The organism is Brevundimonas sp. UBA2503, from assembly GCF_002341485.1.
Taxonomy (GTDB): Bacteria; Pseudomonadota; Alphaproteobacteria; order Caulobacterales; family Caulobacteraceae; genus Brevundimonas; species Brevundimonas halotolerans.
Genome location: NZ_DDOD01000025.1, coordinates 729 through 16,241, shown reverse-complemented (window position 1 = coordinate 16,241; position 15,513 = coordinate 729). Strand labels below are relative to the sequence as shown.

The following is a 15,513-nucleotide window of genomic DNA, read 5'->3' as shown; positions in this document are numbered from 1 at the left end:
GATGAGCGAGCACACCGCAACCGTCGACTGGTCGCGCGGCGATCAATCGTTCACCGACGGGGCCTATTCCCGCGGTCACGAGTGGCGGTTTGACGGGGGCGCCGTGGTGCGCGGCTCGTCCGCCCCACCGGTGCCCGGTTCGGACCCCGCGGCTGTGGATCCGGAAGAGGCGCTGGTCGCGGCGGTCTCGGCCTGCCACATGCTGTTCTTCCTCGCCTATGCAGCCAAGGCGGGCCTGACGGTCGATCGCTATACGGACGCGGCTGTCGCGAGCATGGGCCGGGACGAGCGGGGCAAGGTGTCGATCACGCGGGTGACCCTGCGCCCCGACATCCGCTGGGGCGGCGAGGCCCCCTCGGCCGAGGTGCTGGACGACCTGCACCACCGGGCGCATGAGGCCTGCTATCTGGCCAATTCCATCCGCAGCGAGGTGGTCATCGAGCCCGTCTAGAGGCCCGTATCCTGGAATGAGGGGGCGAGGTCGGTCAGCAGGGCGGTGAAGCGCCGGATCGCTTCCTGCGTCAGTTCGGGGTCGTGGCGCATGGGCGGGGCGCTCATCGGTTCGTCAAAGGAATGGGTGCCCTCGGCGATCCAGGTCTCGACCTCGACGCCGCAGTCGCGGACCATGGCGTGGACCCGCTCGGCGTTGCGGACCGTGGTCAGGTGGTCGGTCCGGGCGATGACCCCGATGGTCCGGGGGCAGTGCCGCCACGGCTTCATCCGGTTGGCTGCCAGCAGGCCGACGTAGGGGTAGGCCAGCCAGGCCCCCTTCACCCCCGCCAGATCGCAGGCGGCGGGGTCAGAGAGGCCCAGCGCCCCGGGCCGGGGGTCGGCGCTCATTGCTTCCATAATGCCCCAGCCGCCGTGGCTCCACCCGGCCAGACACAGGCGGCCGGCGTCGACCTCGGGCTTGCGCGACAGGCCGTCGATCGTGGCCAGCACATCCCCGCCCCGGGCGTGTCCCCGGAAATGGACGCCGGTGCAGACCGTGGCCATGGCAAAGGTGCGGCTCCACCCCCTCGCCGCAAAGGAATCAACGATGTATGCCCGCCAGCCTGCCGCCTTCGCCGCCTCGGCATAGAGGGGCAGATGATCGCGGATCCCCCCGCAACCGTGGAACAACAGTACCGCCGGACGCGGCCGGTCGTCGTCCGGCCCGACCTCCGTGACGTGCGGCTCAAGCCGGGCCCAGCGTTCCGCAAGCGCGTCCATCGACCATCAATGCCTGAACACTCGGACGCCGGTAAAGGCCATGGCGATGCCCTTGTCGTCGGCGGCGGCGATCACCTCGGCATCGCGGATCGAGCCGCCCGGCTGGATGACCGAGGTGGCCCCGGCGGCCACCGCCTCCAGCAGGCCGTCGGCGAAGGGAAAGAAGGCCTCGGACGCACAGGCGGAACCCTCAGCCAGAGAGGGCAGGCCCTGGGCCTCTCCGGCCTCGCGGGCGCGGATGGTGGCGATGCGGGCGCTGTCGCGCCGGTTCATCTGACCCGCGCCGATGCCGGCGGTCTGGCCGTCCTTCGCATAGACGATGGCGTTGGACTTGACGTGCTTGGCCACGGTGAAGGCGAACAGCATGTCACGCACCTCGGCGTCGCTCGGCTGGCGTTTGGTGACGATGGTCAGGTCGGCGGGGGGGATCCGCGCCAGATCGCGCGACTGGACGAGGAAGCCCCCGGCGACCGAGCGGAACACCGACCCGGCCTGCACGGGATCGGGCAGGCCGTCGGTCAGCAGCAGCCGCAGATTCTTCTTGGCCGCAAAGATGGCCCGGGCGCCCTCATCCGCACCCGGGGCGATGACCACCTCGGTGAAGATGTCGGTGATCAGTCGCGCGTCCGCCTCGGTCAGGGGCCGATTGACCGCAACCACCCCGCCAAAGGCCGAGACCGGGTCGCACGCCAGCGCGCGCTGATAGGCGCTCGACAGGTCATTGCCGACCGCCACTCCACAGGGGTTGGCATGCTTGACGATCACGCAGGCGGGCTCGGCGAACTCGGCCACCAGCTCACAGGCGGCGTCGGCGTCGGCGATGTTGTTGTAACCCAGTTCCTTGCCCTGCAGTTGGCGGGCGTTGGCGACGCCGGGACGACGGTCGGCCGTGCGGTAGAAGGCGCCCGTCTGGTGCGGGTTCTCGCCGTAGCGCAGGGTCTGGGCGAGGGTGCCGGCGATGGATTTGCGCAGCGGAGCCGCGTCCTCGACCTGCGCCGCGAACCAGCCGCTGACGGCGGCGTCATAGGCGGCGGTGCGGGCAAAGGCGCGGGCGGCCAATTGCTTGCGCAGGTTCAGCGAGGTCGCTCCATCTGCCGTCAGGGCGGCGATCACCTGATCCATGGCGTCGCGGTCGACGCAGACGGCGACGTGGCCGTGGTTCTTGGCCGCCGAGCGGATCATGGCCGGCCCGCCGATGTCGATGTTCTCGATACAGGCCTCGAAGCCCGCGCCCGACTCAACTGTGGACTCAAACGGGTAGAGATCGATCCAGGCGATATCGATCGGCCCGATGCTGTGTTGATCCATCGCCTCGGCATGCGCCGGCGCATTGCGGACCCCCAGCAGCCCGCCGTGCACAACCGGGTGCAGGGTCTTGACCCGGCCGTCCATCATTTCCGGAAAGCCGGTCAGGTCGGCGACGTCGCGCACCGGCAGGCCGGCCTTTTCGATCGAACCCCGCGTGCCGCCGGTCGAGACCAGTTCCACGCCCAGATCGTTGAGCGCCTGTGCAACCTCGACCAAGCCCGACTTGTCAGACAGGGAGATCAGCGCCCGGACGGGGCGGACGGCATCGGGGGCGGGCGGAAAGTCGGGGGCGGCGGGCATGAGTGGGCTCGGTCTGGAGGGCGCGGGGAGGCGGCGGGATGGCCGCGCATCTAGCACCGCCCGGACGCCTGCGCAAAAGACCCCGTTCGACCTCAGTCCGGGTCGTCCTCGGCCAGCTGGCGCATCTCTTCGGCCACGGCTTCGGGGCGGGGGGCGGTCGCGGCACTGCGGGTGTCCTGACGGCGCGACAGGGTCCAGGTCGTGTCCTCGACAAAGGACTGTCCATCAAAGGCCAGCACCGTGACGGTGATGGTCTCATCGTCCCATTCGATGCGGTTCATGCTGGGGGGCACGCCGCGCAGGCGATGGGACAGGGTTCCGCAGCCGACGGCGTAGGACCGGTGATCGCCCAGCTGGATCGGCAGGGCGAAGGGCACATGCACATGGCCGCTCAGCACCAGGTCCACGCCGGCGTCCGCGAACAGCTCGGCTGCCCGTCGCCCGCGCTTCACATCGCCGGTGACGGGGGCGCCTTCCATCTCGATCAGGGGATGATGGACCGCCACGATCTTGAGTGCCCCCGCCGGAGCCCTGGACAGGGCGTCCGCAGCACGGGCGGTCTGGTCGAGGTCGATGACGCCCTTCGACCAGTTCAGGCGGGCCTGCCAGCCACGCGCCGTCGTAATACCGCGCACCATCAGGGCCGTATCGGTCAGGCGGGCGCTGAACTGATGGTCGTGAGCAGGATGATTGACCGCCGCCTCAAACGCCGTCCAGGGATGAAAGATCCGGGCCACGACGTCCCAGTAGGGCACATCATGGTTGCCGACCGTGACGAACACGGGTGCCGGCAGGCTGTCGATCCAGCGGCCCGCCGCGAGGAATTCGGAGCGGGCCCCGACCTGGGTGATATCGCCGGTGATCAGGGTCAGGTCCGGTCGTATGTCGTGCAGCAGGTCATGGGCGGCCGCGACCGCCTCGGGGATCTCGCAGCCGAAGTGAATGTCGGATATCTGGACGATCCGTCCCATCAGACGCCTGCCTCCGCCTCGGCTTGGGGCTCGGGGGCGGGGGCGAGGGCGCGGAAGGCCACGGCGTCGAAGATGACCTCGGCTTCGGAGTCCAGAAGGGTCGGTTCGCCGTCGATCACAGCGGGGATGCGCGAGCGGGCCGCCACGCTGGCATAGCGGGTGGGGCGTGTCCGGACTGCCGGATCCCGTCGCCAGTCGTCGAACAGGGCGTGAGCCGCCAGCCGGAAGGCCTCGGCCGCGCCGGTGGTGTTCATGGCGGCAGCTTCCAGCCCGGCACCGGCGTCGATTGCGCGGGAGATCGTCGGACTGATCAGGACCAGGGCCTCGGTTCGGGACGGATGCTCACCGACCAGTGTATAGCGCAGCCGTCCGCTGAAGGCGCGGCGCAGCGCCCTCACGCCATAAAGCCACGCCAGTCGCAGACGTCCGGTGCGGACCGCTTCCCGCGCAGGGGCCCACAGGGCGGGCGCGCCCAGAATGGCGGCGCAGAAAAAGGGTCGGGAGTCGGTCGCATCCACGACGCGTCCTCCGGCGACGGCGATTTCGGTGCCGGATTCGAGCGCCCGCCGCAGAGCCTCTTTCCAGTCACCCGTGCCGTAAAGCGCCTTGGGCAACATGTTCATCGTACCGCCGGGCAAGGGGGCCACCAGCGGACCCTTGGGCCCGGCCCGGGCGGCGATGGTGCCAGCCGTGCCGTCGCCCGCCAGCACGAACAGGGCATCCACCTTCGCCTCGAAGGCCGCGTCCACCTGGTCGTCGAAATCGTCGGGCGTCAGCGCGACAACCGTCGCCGTGAGGGGATAGTCGGCCAGAATAGCCTCCACCTCGGCCACCGCATTGGCCCCGACACCCCCGGACAGAGGATTGACCAGAACGACGATTGTGCCCAGCGGCACGGCTGTCGTCAGCGTGCGCTCGGGCGACGACTCATCTACGGTCAAGGTTTCAGCCATGGCCCGTCAACGTGCCGACAGGCCATGGCGTTCCAACCCGATGCGCGACGCGCGACCGCTCAGGGGTTGGACAGTTCTTCGGCCGTCTTCTCGGCTCCGGCTTCCAGGGCATCCCCGGTCTTTTCCGCGAGGTCGCCGGCATCATCCGCCACCGCCTCTGCGGCCTCAGGGGCCTGGCCGACGAGACCTCTGGCGCCATCGACGCCCTTGGTGATCCAGCTGTCGAGGACCGCCCCGCCCTCGGCGAGCGACTGTTCCTTGACACCGAGCGCGGCCGTCAGGGCCCCGAACACGGCCAGAAGGGTGACGATCAGGCCGAAGATGCCCGACAGGCCACCGCCCGACCGGCGGCTCTTGCGGGCCCAGACAGGACCGGTGTGGCCATCGTCGGCCATGCGAGTGATCTGGTTGAAACGCATACGCTAAACCCCCTACGTTCGGGAGTACCGGTGGCACAGACGCCCCCCGGCCCCGTCTCCCGGACCTTAATACAGTCTTAATGCGAGATATAGTCGAGGAACCGGGACAGTAATCCAGCGTTCTCACCTCGGGGGCGAACCGAAGGGAAAAGGGATTGACGATGAAGAAGGTATTTTTGGCCGTTGCGGCTGCGGGTCTGCTCACCTCGGCCTGCGCCAGTGATCCGTATGGCAATCCGAACCAGACCGTCCGGCAGGGCGCTGCCGGTGCCGCCATTGGTGCCGTTGCCGGCGCCATTATCGGGAACAATGTGGGTGACGGCAGTGCCGGAACGGGCGCCGCCATCGGCGCTGCCGTTGGCGGGGCCGCCGGCGCCATCCGCGGGTCGCAGCAAGACCGCGCCAACCAGCGCCGCAACTATGACCAGCAGCGCGGCGCCTATTACTACTGCTATCCGGAAGGGGACTGCTATTGGGAAGACGGGACGCGCCGGAACCCGCCGCGGTACTGATCCCGGTGTGATAATCTGATGAGACAGGCGGCCTTTCCATGCGGGAGGGCCGCCTTTTTCTGTTAGGGTGGAGCCCTGTCCGGGTGGGAGCTGATCATGTCATCGATATCGACGCTGCGTTTTATGGCTGTAGCGGGGGCCGCGGCCCTGGTTCTGACGGGGTGCGAGGGTTCGGGCCTCTTCCGTGACAGGAGCGATCTGGTCTCGACGCCGACGACCTGCACGACCAAGCGGTTCGACATCTATTTTGGTGAAGGCCAGGCCCAGCTGACGGATCCCGCCTGGCGGGCGATCCGCATGACCGCTGACCAGCTCAGGGACTGCGACATCCGCAAGGTGCAGATCGTCGGCCTGGCCTCGGCCACGGGGTCGTCGGCGGCCAATCAGGGCCTGTCAGAGCGGCGCGCGGTCGCCGTCACCGAGGCGCTCGAGGCCGAGGGCTGGCCCCTGCCGGCGTTCGAGATCGCGGTCGAGGGCGACACCGGAGCGGTCACTGCCGATGGCACAGCCGAGCCGCTGCGTCGCCGCACCGAGGTCATCGTGGACGCGGCCCCGCGCCGCTAACCGCGACCTGCCGTCGCACAGAGCCCCGGGGCGTGACCTGTCGGCCCTTCCCTGTCTAGGGTAGGCCCAGATCGATTGTTGACGAGGATCCGGGTGACGAGGCTGCGGCGACCGACTTCCCTTGTGGCTTGCCTGCTCGCCCTCCTGATCGGGGGCTGGCTGGCGCTGGTGGCCGTGCCGGTCCCGGCGCAGGACGCCTCGTCGACCGTCGGTCCGGCCTCGACCGAACGGATCACGGCCGAACTGGTCTCCATGACCGCGAGCGCGACGCCCGGCTCGACGCTGATCCTGGCCGTGCGTCAGGACATCGAGCCGGACTGGCATACCTATTGGCGCAATCCCGGAGATTCGGGCGGGGCCACCACCCTGGACTGGCGCCTGCCCGATGGCCTCGAGGCGGGCGAGATCGTCTGGCCCCTGCCGGAGCGGCAGCCGCTCTCGGGTCTGATGAACTATGGCTATTCGGACGTGGTCTATCTGCCGGTGCCGATCACCGTGCCCGCCGACGCCGAGCCGGGCCGGATTCTGAACCTGTCGGTCACGGCCCTGTTTCTGGTGTGCAGCGCCGAGATGTGCGTACCGGACGAGTTGACGCTGGGCCTGCGCCTCCCGGTCGGGGCGGCGGACCAGACCCCGCTGGAGACCCGCCATGCGAGCGCCATTCAGACTGTGCTGGAGTCCTCGCCGCGTCCGGCAGGGCTGGCCGCCCGGGTCGCGCGCGGCGACGACGGGAGCCTCACCCTGGCGATCACCGGCGAGGCCGTTCAGGGGCCCGAGGGCCCCGGGCCTGTCTACTTCTTCCCCTTCGAGGGCGGGATCATCGACCATGCTGCGACCCAGACCGGTACCTGGGGTCCCGAGGGGCTGAGACTGAACCTGACACCCGGCGGCAAGGTGCGCGCGGGCGGGCTGATCGGGCCGGTGGCCGGGGTCATCACCACCGGACAGGGCGCCTTCGAGATCGTTGCCGAGCCCGGCCCTCTGCCCGACGGGATCAGCGGCGGCGGCACCCTGCGGGCGGAAGATGCCGCCGGTCCGGCCGGATTCGACCCCTCGGCCCTGATGCAGGCGGCGCTGCTGGCGCTGGTCGGGGGACTGATCCTGAACCTGATGCCCTGTGTGTTTCCCATTCTGGCGATGAAGGCGGCGGCGCTGGCGCGGGCGGCACACGCCCCGCAGGAGGCGCGGCGCGACGGTCTGATGTTCCTGGCCGGGGTGCTGGTGACCTTCCTGCTGCTGGCCGGGCTGATGCTGGGGCTGCGGGCGGCGGGCGAGGCGGTTGGCTGGGGCTTTCAGCTGCAGAGCCCGGTCGTGGTGCTGTCGCTGTCGCTGCTGACGCTGGCCGTCGGGCTGAACCTGTCGGGCGTCTATCACATCGGCCAGTCCTTGCAGGGGCTGGGCGAGGCGCGACTGTCGCGCCTGCCCGGGGGCACGGGTGCTTTCTTTACCGGCGTGCTGGCCGTGGCCGTGGCCGCGCCCTGCACCGCCCCGTTTATGGCCGCAGCGCTGGGGGCGGCCCTGATCATGCCATGGGCCGCGGCCCTGATCGTGTTCCTGATGCTGGGGCTGGGACTGGCCCTGCCGTTCGTGGTCGTGGCGTTCAGCCCGGCCCTGCTGGCGCGGCTGCCCCGACCGGGGCTGTGGATGGACCGGATGAAGGGCCTGCTGGCCTTTCCCATGTATGCGACCGCCCTGTGGCTGGCCTGGGTGGCGGCGCGGCAGGCGGGCAGTGAGGTGCTGGCGCTGGGGCTGATCGCCGGGCTGATGCTGGCCCTTGCCCTGTGGCTGTGGGGCGTGCGGCAGGCCGGGGCAGGACGTTGGGCCCTGATCCTCGCCGCCGTGTCGGGGGTCGCCATGATCGCATCACTGGTCGTCGTCAGCCGGATGGAGCCGGTCCCGCCGACGGAGGCCACCGCATCGGCAGACGCCGGGCCACAGGCCGGGGTCTGGTCAGCGGAGGCCGTTGCGGCGGCACAGGCCGACGGACGCCCTGTGCTGGTCAATTTCACCGCCGACTGGTGCGTGACCTGCAAGATCAATGAGCGGGTGGCGCTGTCGTCCGGTCAGGTCCGCACGGCCATGGACGAGACGAATGCCGTCTATCTGGTCGGCGACTGGACGGTGCGCGATCCCGCCATCACCCGCGAGCTGGAGCGCCACGGGCGGTCGGGCGTTCCGCTTTATCTGCTGTATGCGCCGGGCGCCGAGGCCCCGCGCGTGCTGCCGCAACTGTTGACGCCGGGACTGGTCGCCGAGGCGATCCGCGACGCCGGTTCATGAGGTTCTGATTTCCTGCCCACCCTGACGGAGAGACTGCGATGATCATCCGACTGCTGGCCACCGGCGCCGCCCTGGCGCTTCTGGCCGCCTGTAGCCCCGCCACCGAGGCCCCCGAGACCGGGGCGACAGAGACCGCGGAAGCCCCGACCGCCGACATGGCCCCGGCCTTTACCCTGGTCGATGCCGAGGGGGTGGAACGCAGCCTGGCCGATTTCCGCGGCAGGACGGTCGTTCTGGAATGGACCAATGAGGGCTGTCCCTATGTCCAGAAACACTATGAGGCCGGCGCCATGCAGGCCCTCCAGCGCGAGGCGACCGGCGACGGCGTCGTGTGGCTGACCATCATATCCTCGGCCCCCGGCCAGCAGGGTTATGTCGAGGGCGAGGCGGCGCGGGAATGGCAGTCGCGCAACAATGCCGCCGCCACCCATCTGCTGCTGGACCCCGAGGGCACGGTCGGCCGCCTGTATGACGCGAAGACCACGCCGGACATGCGGATCATCGATCCGGAAGGACGACTGTTGTTCGTGGGCGGCATCGACGACCGCCCGACCAACAAGATCGAGGATCTGGAAGGTGCCACCAACTATGTAAAGGCGGCGCTGACGGACATGGAGGCCGGACGTCCGGTCGCGACCCCGTTCGCCACGCCCTATGGCTGCTCGATCAAATATGCGGACGAGCTGGACGGGGCGTAGGGACCCTTACTCCGGAACGGCTTTATTCCGGAAACGCCCCTATTCCGGGAAGGTTTGGGCCGGGCTGGTGATGACGGCGATGTTGTCGTCGAACAGGTGCACCAGTTCGGCCAGGGCCAGATCGCGGGCACCCGCGCTATCGGCGGCTTCCATATCGGCCAGACGGACCGGCAGGTCCTCGGACAGGCCGCGCAGGATGCAGGTCATGTCGCCTTCGCTCTCGCGCGACTTGAGGATCAGATGGCCCTGCATATTGAGCTCACCCAGCGCCGTGGCCTCGGTGCGGAAGGTCAGCCATTCGCTGCCGGTCAGAAAACCGGGCGCGTGAACGGCGCCGGACGCGGCCCAGCCCTCGGCCACACCCTTGAGGCGTCCGGACCGGGAGACGATGTCGACGAACAGGGGCTCGGCGGCCAGACCCGTCAGGTCGGCGGGCACGGTGGCCGGATCCACCGAAGCGGCCAGCGCCACATCGGGGTTTGTGAGCAGCAGGGCAGTCGCGAGGGCCAGTCCGCAGGACATGGGAACCTTTCCGGGCGCCAGAGCGCCCATGATGACATCAATCTTCTGGTCGTTTCCCGAATCGGGGCGACCTTGGGGATTGCACCGGTTTACGCCCCAGCCGTAAACGAGCCCTTGACGCCCACCCCACGATCCGGAGTCGCCCATGTCCATCGCCCTGCCCCTGACTGATGAAAAGCGCCGGGCGGAGGCCTGGACCCGGTTTGATGCGGTCGCCGCCCGCGACGGGGATGCCCGGATCGAGACCCTGTTCGATCAGGAGGCAGGGCGGGTCGGGCGGCTGACGCTGGAGGTAGCGGGCCTGACCCTCGACCTGTCGAAACAGGCCTTTACCGCAGAGGGGCTGGATGCCTGTCTGGCGCTGGCCGAGGCCTGTGACGTCGGCGACTGGAAGCGGGCCCTGTTCAACGGGGCTGCTGTCAATGCCTCCGAGGGGCGGGCGGTGCTGCACCCTGCGCTGCGGGCCCCCGACGGGGCGCATTTCGAGGCGCTGGGCGAGCCGGTGTCGCGCGAGGTCGAACAGGTGCGCGACCAGATGGTCGCCTATGCCGAAGCGATCCGGGCCGGTGAAGAGGCTGGTGCGACGGGCGAAAGGTTCCGGGCGGTGGTTCACATCGGCATCGGCGGCTCGGATCTGGGGCCGCGTCTGGTGTGGGACGCGCTGAGGCCGCTGGACCCGGCGATCGACGTGCGGTTCGTCGCCAATATCGATCCGCAGGAGATAGCCGAGGCGCTGACGGGGCTGGATCCGGCCTCGACGCTGGTTATCGTCGTCTCCAAGACCTTCACGACGCAGGAGACCCTGACCAATGCCGTGCTCGCGCGGGACTGGCTGGCCGCCGCCCTGCCGGAAGAGGGCTTGCGGCGGCATCTGGTCGGCGTGTCAGCGGCGCCCGACAAGGCCGAGTCGTTCGGCTGTGGTCAGGTGTTCGGCTTTTCGGACTGGGTCGGGGGGCGCTATTCCCTGTGGTCGGCGGTCAGCCTGTCGTGCGCGATCGGTCTGGGCGGAGAGGTCTTTCGCAGCCTGCTGGCCGGGGCCAGCGAGATGGACCGGCACTTTCTCGAGACCCCGCTGGCCTACAATGCGCCGGTGCTGATGGCGCTGGCGCAGGTCTATAATGTCGAGGGGCTGAAGCGGCGGGCGCGGACGGTCGCGCCCTATGCCCATGGCCTCCGGCGTCTTGCGGCCTTTCTGCAGCAGCTGGAGATGGAGTCGAACGGAAAGCGGGTGACCCGCGAGGGCAAGCCGGCGACGCGCGGCACCGGGCCGGTGGTGTTCGGCGAGCCCGGCACCAACGGCCAGCACGCCTTTTTCCAGCAGCTGCATCAGGGACCCGATGTGGTGCCGGCCGAATTCGTGGTGGTGAAGCAGACTCTGGAGGGCCGGGACGGCGCGCCCCTGTGGTCGAATGCGGTGGCCCAGTCCGAGGCCCTGATGCGGGGACGGACGGCCGAGGCTGCGCTGGCTGAAATGATGGAGCAGGGGATGGACCAGGGCGAGGCCGAACGACTGGCGCCCCACCGCGCCTTTCCGGGCAACCGGCCCTCGACCACCATCCTGATGGACCGGCTGACGCCGCAGGCGCTGGGCGCGCTTCTGGCGCTTTATGAGCACAAGACCTTCATCGAGGGCGTGATCTGGGACATCAACAGCTTTGACCAGTGGGGGGTCGAACTGGGCAAGGTGCTGGCGAAGCGAGTGCTGGGGGCTGCGCAAGAGAGCCGCGACTCAGCGAAACGGGCCCCAGAGAGCTGGGACCCGTCCACGCGGTCGTTGTTTGAGCGGCTGATCTAGACCTTACCAGCGACGGTCGTAGCGGTAGTCGCGACGGTCATCCCGGCGGTCGTAGCGGCGATCCCGGCGGTCATCGCGACGATCGTAGCGGCGGTCGTACCGTTGGTCGTAACGCTGGTCGCGACGGTCATTGCCATAGTAGCGGGGATCACGGCTGTTGATGCCGTGCTCGCGCTCCCAGTGGCCCTGGTTCCGGTAGCAGCGGCCCCCACGATAGTAGTTACAGTCATCGCCCCGGTTGGCGGTGGCGCCGATGGCGGCCCCGGCGACAGCGCCGCCCAGAATATATTCGCCCTCGCCATTGCCGATGATGGCCCCGGCGATAGCGCCGACAGCCGCGCCCAGCAAGACATCCTCGCCGCTGGAAGAGCGGTCGCGGTCCGGATAGCGGTCATAGCGGTAGTTCTGGGCTGAGACCGGGTTGGCGACCATGAGGCCGAGCGCCAGCACACCGGCGGTCAGGGCGCCCGTCACGGCGGTGCGTTGGGCGGTGTCGGAGGTCAGGGTGCGGGTCATGGATCCGTCCTTTCGTGGAGGGTCGGGTGAAACTATGGCCCCATACTCGCGCGCCCCACCTGAACCCGATGAGAGGGGTCTGTTCATGCCGCGTTCATCGAGCGGCTCATCCCGTGTGCGGGCTTGTCTCAGAACGGCGTTCAGCGCAGGTTGCCGCGTCATGTCCTTTGCCCCGCCCCGACTTGATCCTTCGCTGCGCCGTCTGGTCACCCGGGCGCTGTCTGCCTGTGCGGCGCTGGCAGGCAGCCTGATGATCGCCGGGACCGCCCTGGCCCAGGACAGGCCGCCGCCCCCACCACCGCCGCCGCCGCCCCCTCCGACGGCCGGACCGACGGATGTGCGCATCTCCAGCCCCGATGCCCTTGCCCGCGAACGTCTGCAGGCTGCCGTCGCCGCCCGCGAAGCCGGGGAGGTGGCCGCCGCAGAAGCTGCCTATGTCGAGGCCGCAGCGGCGTTCGCGCAAACCGGCAAGGTCGAGGAGGCCTCGGCCGCGTGGGTCGAGGTGGCGCGCCTGCGTCTGGCGACCGACCGCGCCGCCGAGGCAGAGCAGGCCCTCGCCACCGCAGTCGCCGTCATTGAAGCGGCGCGCGGCGCGGCAGATCCGGCTCTGGTCACGCCGCTGCAGATCCAGGGGCGACTGTTCTACATTCAGGGGCGCTATGAGGCGGCGCTCGTCAATATCGCCCGGGCCCGGGCGCTGCTGGCGGACCAGGCCGACACGGCGACGGTTGCCGAACTGCTGTTCGAGGAAGGCCGGGCGCTGGACGCGCTGGGCCGGTTCGCCGAGGCCGAGAGCGCGGCGCGGGTGGGGCTGGGCCTGAGGCTGGACCTGCTGGGGCCCGATGATCCGCTGACCGCCGACACCATGAACCAGTTGGCCAATGCCCTGATGGCCCAGGGGCGGTTCGCCGAGGCCGAGCCGATCTTTCGCCGGGCACTGGGCATCTATGAGGTCGCCTATGGCCGCGACAGCGACACCGTGGCGCTGGTGCTCAGCAACCTTGGAAACGTGCTGCGCCGGACCGGCCGGCTGAATCAGGCCGAGGCCGCCTATGCCCGGGCGGTGGGCATTGCCGAGGGGGTGGGGGATCCCTTCCTGCTGGCGCAGCTGCTGAACAATTTCGGCTGGTATCTGCATGTGGCCGACCGGGACGTCGAGGCCCAGCCGGTGTTCGAGCGGGTGCTGGCCATGGCGGTCGAACTGGCCGGGCCCGAGCACCCCTTCACCGGTATCGCCCGCGCCAATCTGGCCATCACCCTGTCCGGTCAGGGACGCCACGCCGAGGCCCTGCCGCTGTTCGCCGAGGCGCTGGCGGTGCTGGAGCCGGGGCTGGGCGCCGACAGCCCCGATCTGGTGACAACGCTGGAAGGGCGGGCGCTGGCGCTGGCAGAGACCGGCGACGCCGCCGGGGCCGAGGCCCTGTACCAGCGGTCGCAGGCGATCCTGGCCGCGCGACTGGCGCCGGGGCATCCCGAGGCCGTGCGGCTGGCGGGGACGATGGCGGGCTTCCTGTCGGACCAGGACCGGCCGGGTGAGGCGCTGGCGGTGCTGCGGCCGGCGCGGCGGGACCTGTTCACGCGCAGCGGCCTGGCGCTGGAAGGCGGCGATCCCCTGCGCCGGGCAGCGCCCCTGTTCGCCCAGCAGGTCCGGGCCAGCTGGGACCGGGCCGAACAGCTGGCCGACACCGCCCCGCGCTGAGATTTTTCTCGCTCGGCAGGCACCCGAACCCTTGACGCGCCGGGGTGTCAGACCCTACCTGCAGGCCGCATTAGCACTCTCGCCCTGCGGCTGCCAAAGCCCCGGTCGGGAGACCATTCCAAAGGGAGATATCACAGATGGCGTTTCGTCCTCTCGGCGATCGCGTGCTGGTCAAGCGCGTGGAAGAAGAATCCAAGACCAAGGGCGGGATCATCATCCCCGACACCGCCAAGGAAAAGCCCCAGGAAGGCGAAGTCGTCTCCGTCGGGCCCGGCGCCCGTGACGACAGCGGCAAGGTCAATGCCCTGGAGCTGAAGGCCGGCGACCGCATCCTGTTCGGCAAATGGTCGGGCACCGAGGTCAAGGTCGACGGTGAAGACCTGATCATCATGAAGGAATCGGACGTGCTGGGGGTGCTGAGCTAAGGCTCAGCCCCAGTGGCGAGTGACGAGTGGCGAGTGGCGAGACCGGTCCAGCGTGACCCCGCCGCTCAGACCTGACCTCGATCACCCTCGCCACACACCACTCGTCACTCACCACTCACTACTTCAAAGGAGCTGCCTCCATGGCTGCCAAGATCGTACAGTTCAACACCGATGCGCGCGACAAGATGCTGCGCGGCGTCAACATCCTCGCCAATGCCGTCAAGGTCACCCTGGGGCCCAAGGGCCGCAATGTGGTCATCCAGAAATCGTTCGGCGCCCCGCGCTCGACCAAGGACGGCGTCTCGGTCGCCAAGGAAATCGAGCTGGAAGACGCCTTCGAGAACATGGGCGCCCAGATGATCCGCGAGGTCGCCTCCAAGACCAACGACAAGGCCGGTGACGGCACCACCACCGCCACCGTCCTGGCCCAGTCGATCGTGCAGGAAGGCCTCAAGTCCGTCGCCGCCGGCATGAACCCGATGGATCTGAAGCGCGGCATCGACAAGGCGGTCACCGCCGTCCTCGCCGAGATCAAGGCCAACGCCAAGAAGGTCTCGGCCAATTCGGAAATCGCCCAGGTCGGCACCATCTCGGCCAATGGCGACGTCGAAGTCGGCGAAATGATCGCCCGCGCCATGGACAAGGTCGGCAATGAAGGCGTCATCACGGTTGAAGAAGCCAAGACCGCCGAAACCGAGCTGGACGTCGTCGAAGGCATGCAGTTCGACCGCGGCTATCTGAGCCCCTACTTCATCACCAACGCCGACAAGATGGAGGCCGACCTCGAGGAGCCGCTGATCCTGCTCCACGAGAAGAAGCTGTCCAGCCTGCAGGCCATGCTGCCGATCCTGGAAGCCGTGGTGCAGTCGGGCCGTCCGCTGGTCATCATCGCCGAGGACATCGAGGGCGAGGCCCTGGCCACCCTGGTGGTCAACAAGCTGCGTGGCGGCCTGCGCGTCGCCGCCGTCAAGGCCCCGGGCTTTGGCGATCGCCGCAAGGCCATGCTGGAGGACATCGCCGTCCTGACCGGCGGCCAGGTGATCTCGGAAGATCTCGGCATCAAGCTGGAAAACGTCACCCTGGACATGCTGGGCAAGGCCAAGAAGGTCACCATCACCAAGGACGACACCACCATCGTCGACGGCGTGGGTGAAAAGGACGCCATCGAGGCCCGCATCGCCCAGATCAAGCGCCAGATCGAGGACACCACCTCGGACTACGACAAGGAGAAGCTGCAGGAACGTCTGGCCAAGCTGGCCGGCGGCGTCGCGGTCATCCGCGTCGGCGGCTCGACCGAGGTCGAGGTCAAGGAGAAGAAGGACCGCGTCGACGACGCCCT

16 protein-coding genes are annotated in these 15,513 nt (G+C 69.0%); 9 read left to right on the top strand and 7 right to left on the bottom strand.

Translation table 11 applies throughout. The features are described from left to right. Nucleotide 1 precedes the first annotated feature (1 nt). Entirely contained in the window at nt 2-451 is a 450-nt protein-coding gene (locus B4K74_RS11535) for an OsmC family protein (RefSeq protein ID WP_286693058.1), read from the top strand. Here the strand turns inward: B4K74_RS11535 and B4K74_RS11530 are convergent. The 5 genes from B4K74_RS11530 to B4K74_RS11510 all read right to left on the bottom strand — a co-directional run bounded on the left by B4K74_RS11530 (nt 448) and on the right by B4K74_RS11510 (nt 5,139). Beyond that, nucleotides 448-1,212 (bottom strand): dienelactone hydrolase family protein, encoded by a 765-nt coding sequence (locus B4K74_RS11530; RefSeq protein ID WP_286693057.1) that lies wholly within the window; start codon nt 1,210-1,212, stop codon nt 448-450. The two genes, B4K74_RS11535 and B4K74_RS11530, sit on opposite strands and share 4 nt — an antisense overlap. Nucleotides 1,213-1,218: 6 nt before the next feature. Next, nucleotides 1,219-2,820 carry a bifunctional phosphoribosylaminoimidazolecarboxamide formyltransferase/IMP cyclohydrolase gene (purH, locus tag B4K74_RS11525; RefSeq protein WP_286693056.1) on the bottom strand — a complete coding sequence of 534 codons (1,602 nt, stop codon included), beginning with the start codon at nt 2,818-2,820 and terminating at the stop codon, nt 1,219-1,221. A gap of 92 nt (nt 2,821-2,912) precedes the next feature. Next, nucleotides 2,913-3,791, bottom strand: coding sequence for a metallophosphoesterase family protein (locus tag B4K74_RS11520; protein ID WP_286693055.1), 879 nt, complete (start codon nt 3,789-3,791; stop codon nt 2,913-2,915). Then, nucleotides 3,791-4,744 (bottom strand): diacylglycerol/lipid kinase family protein, encoded by a 954-nt coding sequence (locus B4K74_RS11515; protein WP_286693054.1) that lies wholly within the window; start codon nt 4,742-4,744, stop codon nt 3,791-3,793. The genes B4K74_RS11520 and B4K74_RS11515 overlap by 1 nt, the downstream gene beginning before the upstream one ends. 59 nt (nt 4,745-4,803) lie before the next feature. After that, nucleotides 4,804-5,139 (bottom strand): hypothetical protein, encoded by a 336-nt coding sequence (locus tag B4K74_RS11510; RefSeq protein WP_286693053.1) that lies wholly within the window; start codon nt 5,137-5,139, stop codon nt 4,804-4,806. Nucleotides 5,140-5,324: 185 nt separating this feature from the next. Here B4K74_RS11510 and B4K74_RS11505 point away from each other — a divergent pair, with 185 nt between their 5' ends. The 4 genes from B4K74_RS11505 (at nt 5,325) to B4K74_RS11490 (ending at nt 9,217) form a co-directional block, all read left to right on the top strand. Continuing rightward, the gene (locus B4K74_RS11505; RefSeq protein ID WP_123288109.1) at nt 5,325-5,675 is read left to right on the top strand and encodes a YMGG-like glycine zipper-containing protein; all 351 of its coding nucleotides are present in this window, start codon (nt 5,325-5,327) and stop codon (nt 5,673-5,675) included. A gap of 96 nt (nt 5,676-5,771) precedes the next feature. Continuing rightward, nucleotides 5,772-6,239, top strand: a complete 468-nt coding sequence (locus B4K74_RS11500; RefSeq protein WP_241153215.1) for an OmpA family protein — start codon at nt 5,772-5,774, stop codon at nt 6,237-6,239. Nucleotides 6,240-6,362: 123 nt separating this feature from the next. After that, nucleotides 6,363-8,519, top strand: a complete 2,157-nt coding sequence (locus B4K74_RS11495; RefSeq protein ID WP_286693052.1) for a protein-disulfide reductase DsbD family protein — start codon at nt 6,363-6,365, stop codon at nt 8,517-8,519. A gap of 38 nt (nt 8,520-8,557) precedes the next feature. After that, entirely contained in the window at nt 8,558-9,217 is a 660-nt protein-coding gene (locus B4K74_RS11490) for a redoxin domain-containing protein (protein WP_286693051.1), read from the top strand. 39 nt (nt 9,218-9,256) lie between these two features. On the opposite strand, the gene B4K74_RS11485 is transcribed toward B4K74_RS11490, so the two are convergent. Next, nucleotides 9,257-9,739, bottom strand: a complete 483-nt coding sequence (locus tag B4K74_RS11485) for a hypothetical protein (protein WP_286693050.1) — start codon at nt 9,737-9,739, stop codon at nt 9,257-9,259. 145 nt (nt 9,740-9,884) lie between these two features. On the opposite strand from B4K74_RS11485, the gene pgi reads away from it, so the two are divergent. Next, entirely contained in the window at nt 9,885-11,534 is a 1,650-nt protein-coding gene (gene pgi, locus B4K74_RS11480) for a glucose-6-phosphate isomerase (protein ID WP_286693049.1), read from the top strand. A 3-nt stretch (nt 11,535-11,537) separates the two neighbouring features. Here pgi and B4K74_RS11475 read toward each other — a convergent pair whose 3' ends face one another. Continuing rightward, complete coding sequence (locus B4K74_RS11475) at nt 11,538-12,050, bottom strand: hypothetical protein (RefSeq protein WP_286693048.1); 513 nt, start codon at nt 12,048-12,050, stop codon at nt 11,538-11,540. Nucleotides 12,051-12,210: 160 nt separating this feature from the next. Here B4K74_RS11475 and B4K74_RS11470 point away from each other — a divergent pair, with 160 nt between their 5' ends. The 3 genes from B4K74_RS11470 to groL all read left to right on the top strand — a co-directional run. Then, nucleotides 12,211-13,749, top strand: coding sequence for a tetratricopeptide repeat protein (locus B4K74_RS11470; protein WP_286693047.1), 1,539 nt, complete (start codon nt 12,211-12,213; stop codon nt 13,747-13,749). Nucleotides 13,750-13,886: 137 nt separating this feature from the next. Beyond that, the gene (groES, locus tag B4K74_RS11465) at nt 13,887-14,174 is read left to right on the top strand and encodes a co-chaperone GroES (protein ID WP_286693046.1); all 288 of its coding nucleotides are present in this window, start codon (nt 13,887-13,889) and stop codon (nt 14,172-14,174) included. Nucleotides 14,175-14,314: 140 nt separating this feature from the next. Then, on the top strand, nt 14,315-15,513 hold a 1,199-nt coding region (groL, locus tag B4K74_RS11460; protein WP_286693045.1), incomplete at its 3' end, for a chaperonin GroEL.

What these genes read in the sequence shown, in the direction of transcription:
- B4K74_RS11490 (WP_286693051.1), top strand. Translation starts at nt 8,558, where the DNA reads ATGATCATCCGACTGCTGGCCACCGGCGCCGCCCTGGCGCTTCTGGCC.
- B4K74_RS11485 (WP_286693050.1), bottom strand. Translation starts at nt 9,739, where the DNA reads ATGTCCTGCGGACTGGCCCTCGCGACTGCCCTGCTGCTCACAAACCCC.
- B4K74_RS11510 (WP_286693053.1), bottom strand. Translation starts at nt 5,139, where the DNA reads ATGGCCGACGATGGCCACACCGGTCCTGTCTGGGCCCGCAAGAGCCGC.
- B4K74_RS11470 (WP_286693047.1), top strand. Translation starts at nt 12,211, where the DNA reads ATGTCCTTTGCCCCGCCCCGACTTGATCCTTCGCTGCGCCGTCTGGTC.
- purH (WP_286693056.1), bottom strand. Translation starts at nt 2,820, where the DNA reads ATGCCCGCCGCCCCCGACTTTCCGCCCGCCCCCGATGCCGTCCGCCCC.
- B4K74_RS11520 (WP_286693055.1), bottom strand. Translation starts at nt 3,791, where the DNA reads ATGGGACGGATCGTCCAGATATCCGACATTCACTTCGGCTGCGAGATC.
- B4K74_RS11535 (WP_286693058.1), top strand. Translation starts at nt 2, where the DNA reads ATGAGCGAGCACACCGCAACCGTCGACTGGTCGCGCGGCGATCAATCG.
- B4K74_RS11515 (WP_286693054.1), bottom strand. Translation starts at nt 4,744, where the DNA reads ATGGCTGAAACCTTGACCGTAGATGAGTCGTCGCCCGAGCGCACGCTG.
- groES (WP_286693046.1), top strand. Translation starts at nt 13,887, where the DNA reads ATGGCGTTTCGTCCTCTCGGCGATCGCGTGCTGGTCAAGCGCGTGGAA.
- B4K74_RS11500 (WP_241153215.1), top strand. Translation starts at nt 5,772, where the DNA reads ATGTCATCGATATCGACGCTGCGTTTTATGGCTGTAGCGGGGGCCGCG.
- pgi (WP_286693049.1), top strand. Translation starts at nt 9,885, where the DNA reads ATGTCCATCGCCCTGCCCCTGACTGATGAAAAGCGCCGGGCGGAGGCC.
- B4K74_RS11505 (WP_123288109.1), top strand. Translation starts at nt 5,325, where the DNA reads ATGAAGAAGGTATTTTTGGCCGTTGCGGCTGCGGGTCTGCTCACCTCG.
- B4K74_RS11530 (WP_286693057.1), bottom strand. Translation starts at nt 1,212, where the DNA reads ATGGACGCGCTTGCGGAACGCTGGGCCCGGCTTGAGCCGCACGTCACG.
- B4K74_RS11475 (WP_286693048.1), bottom strand. Translation starts at nt 12,050, where the DNA reads ATGACCCGCACCCTGACCTCCGACACCGCCCAACGCACCGCCGTGACG.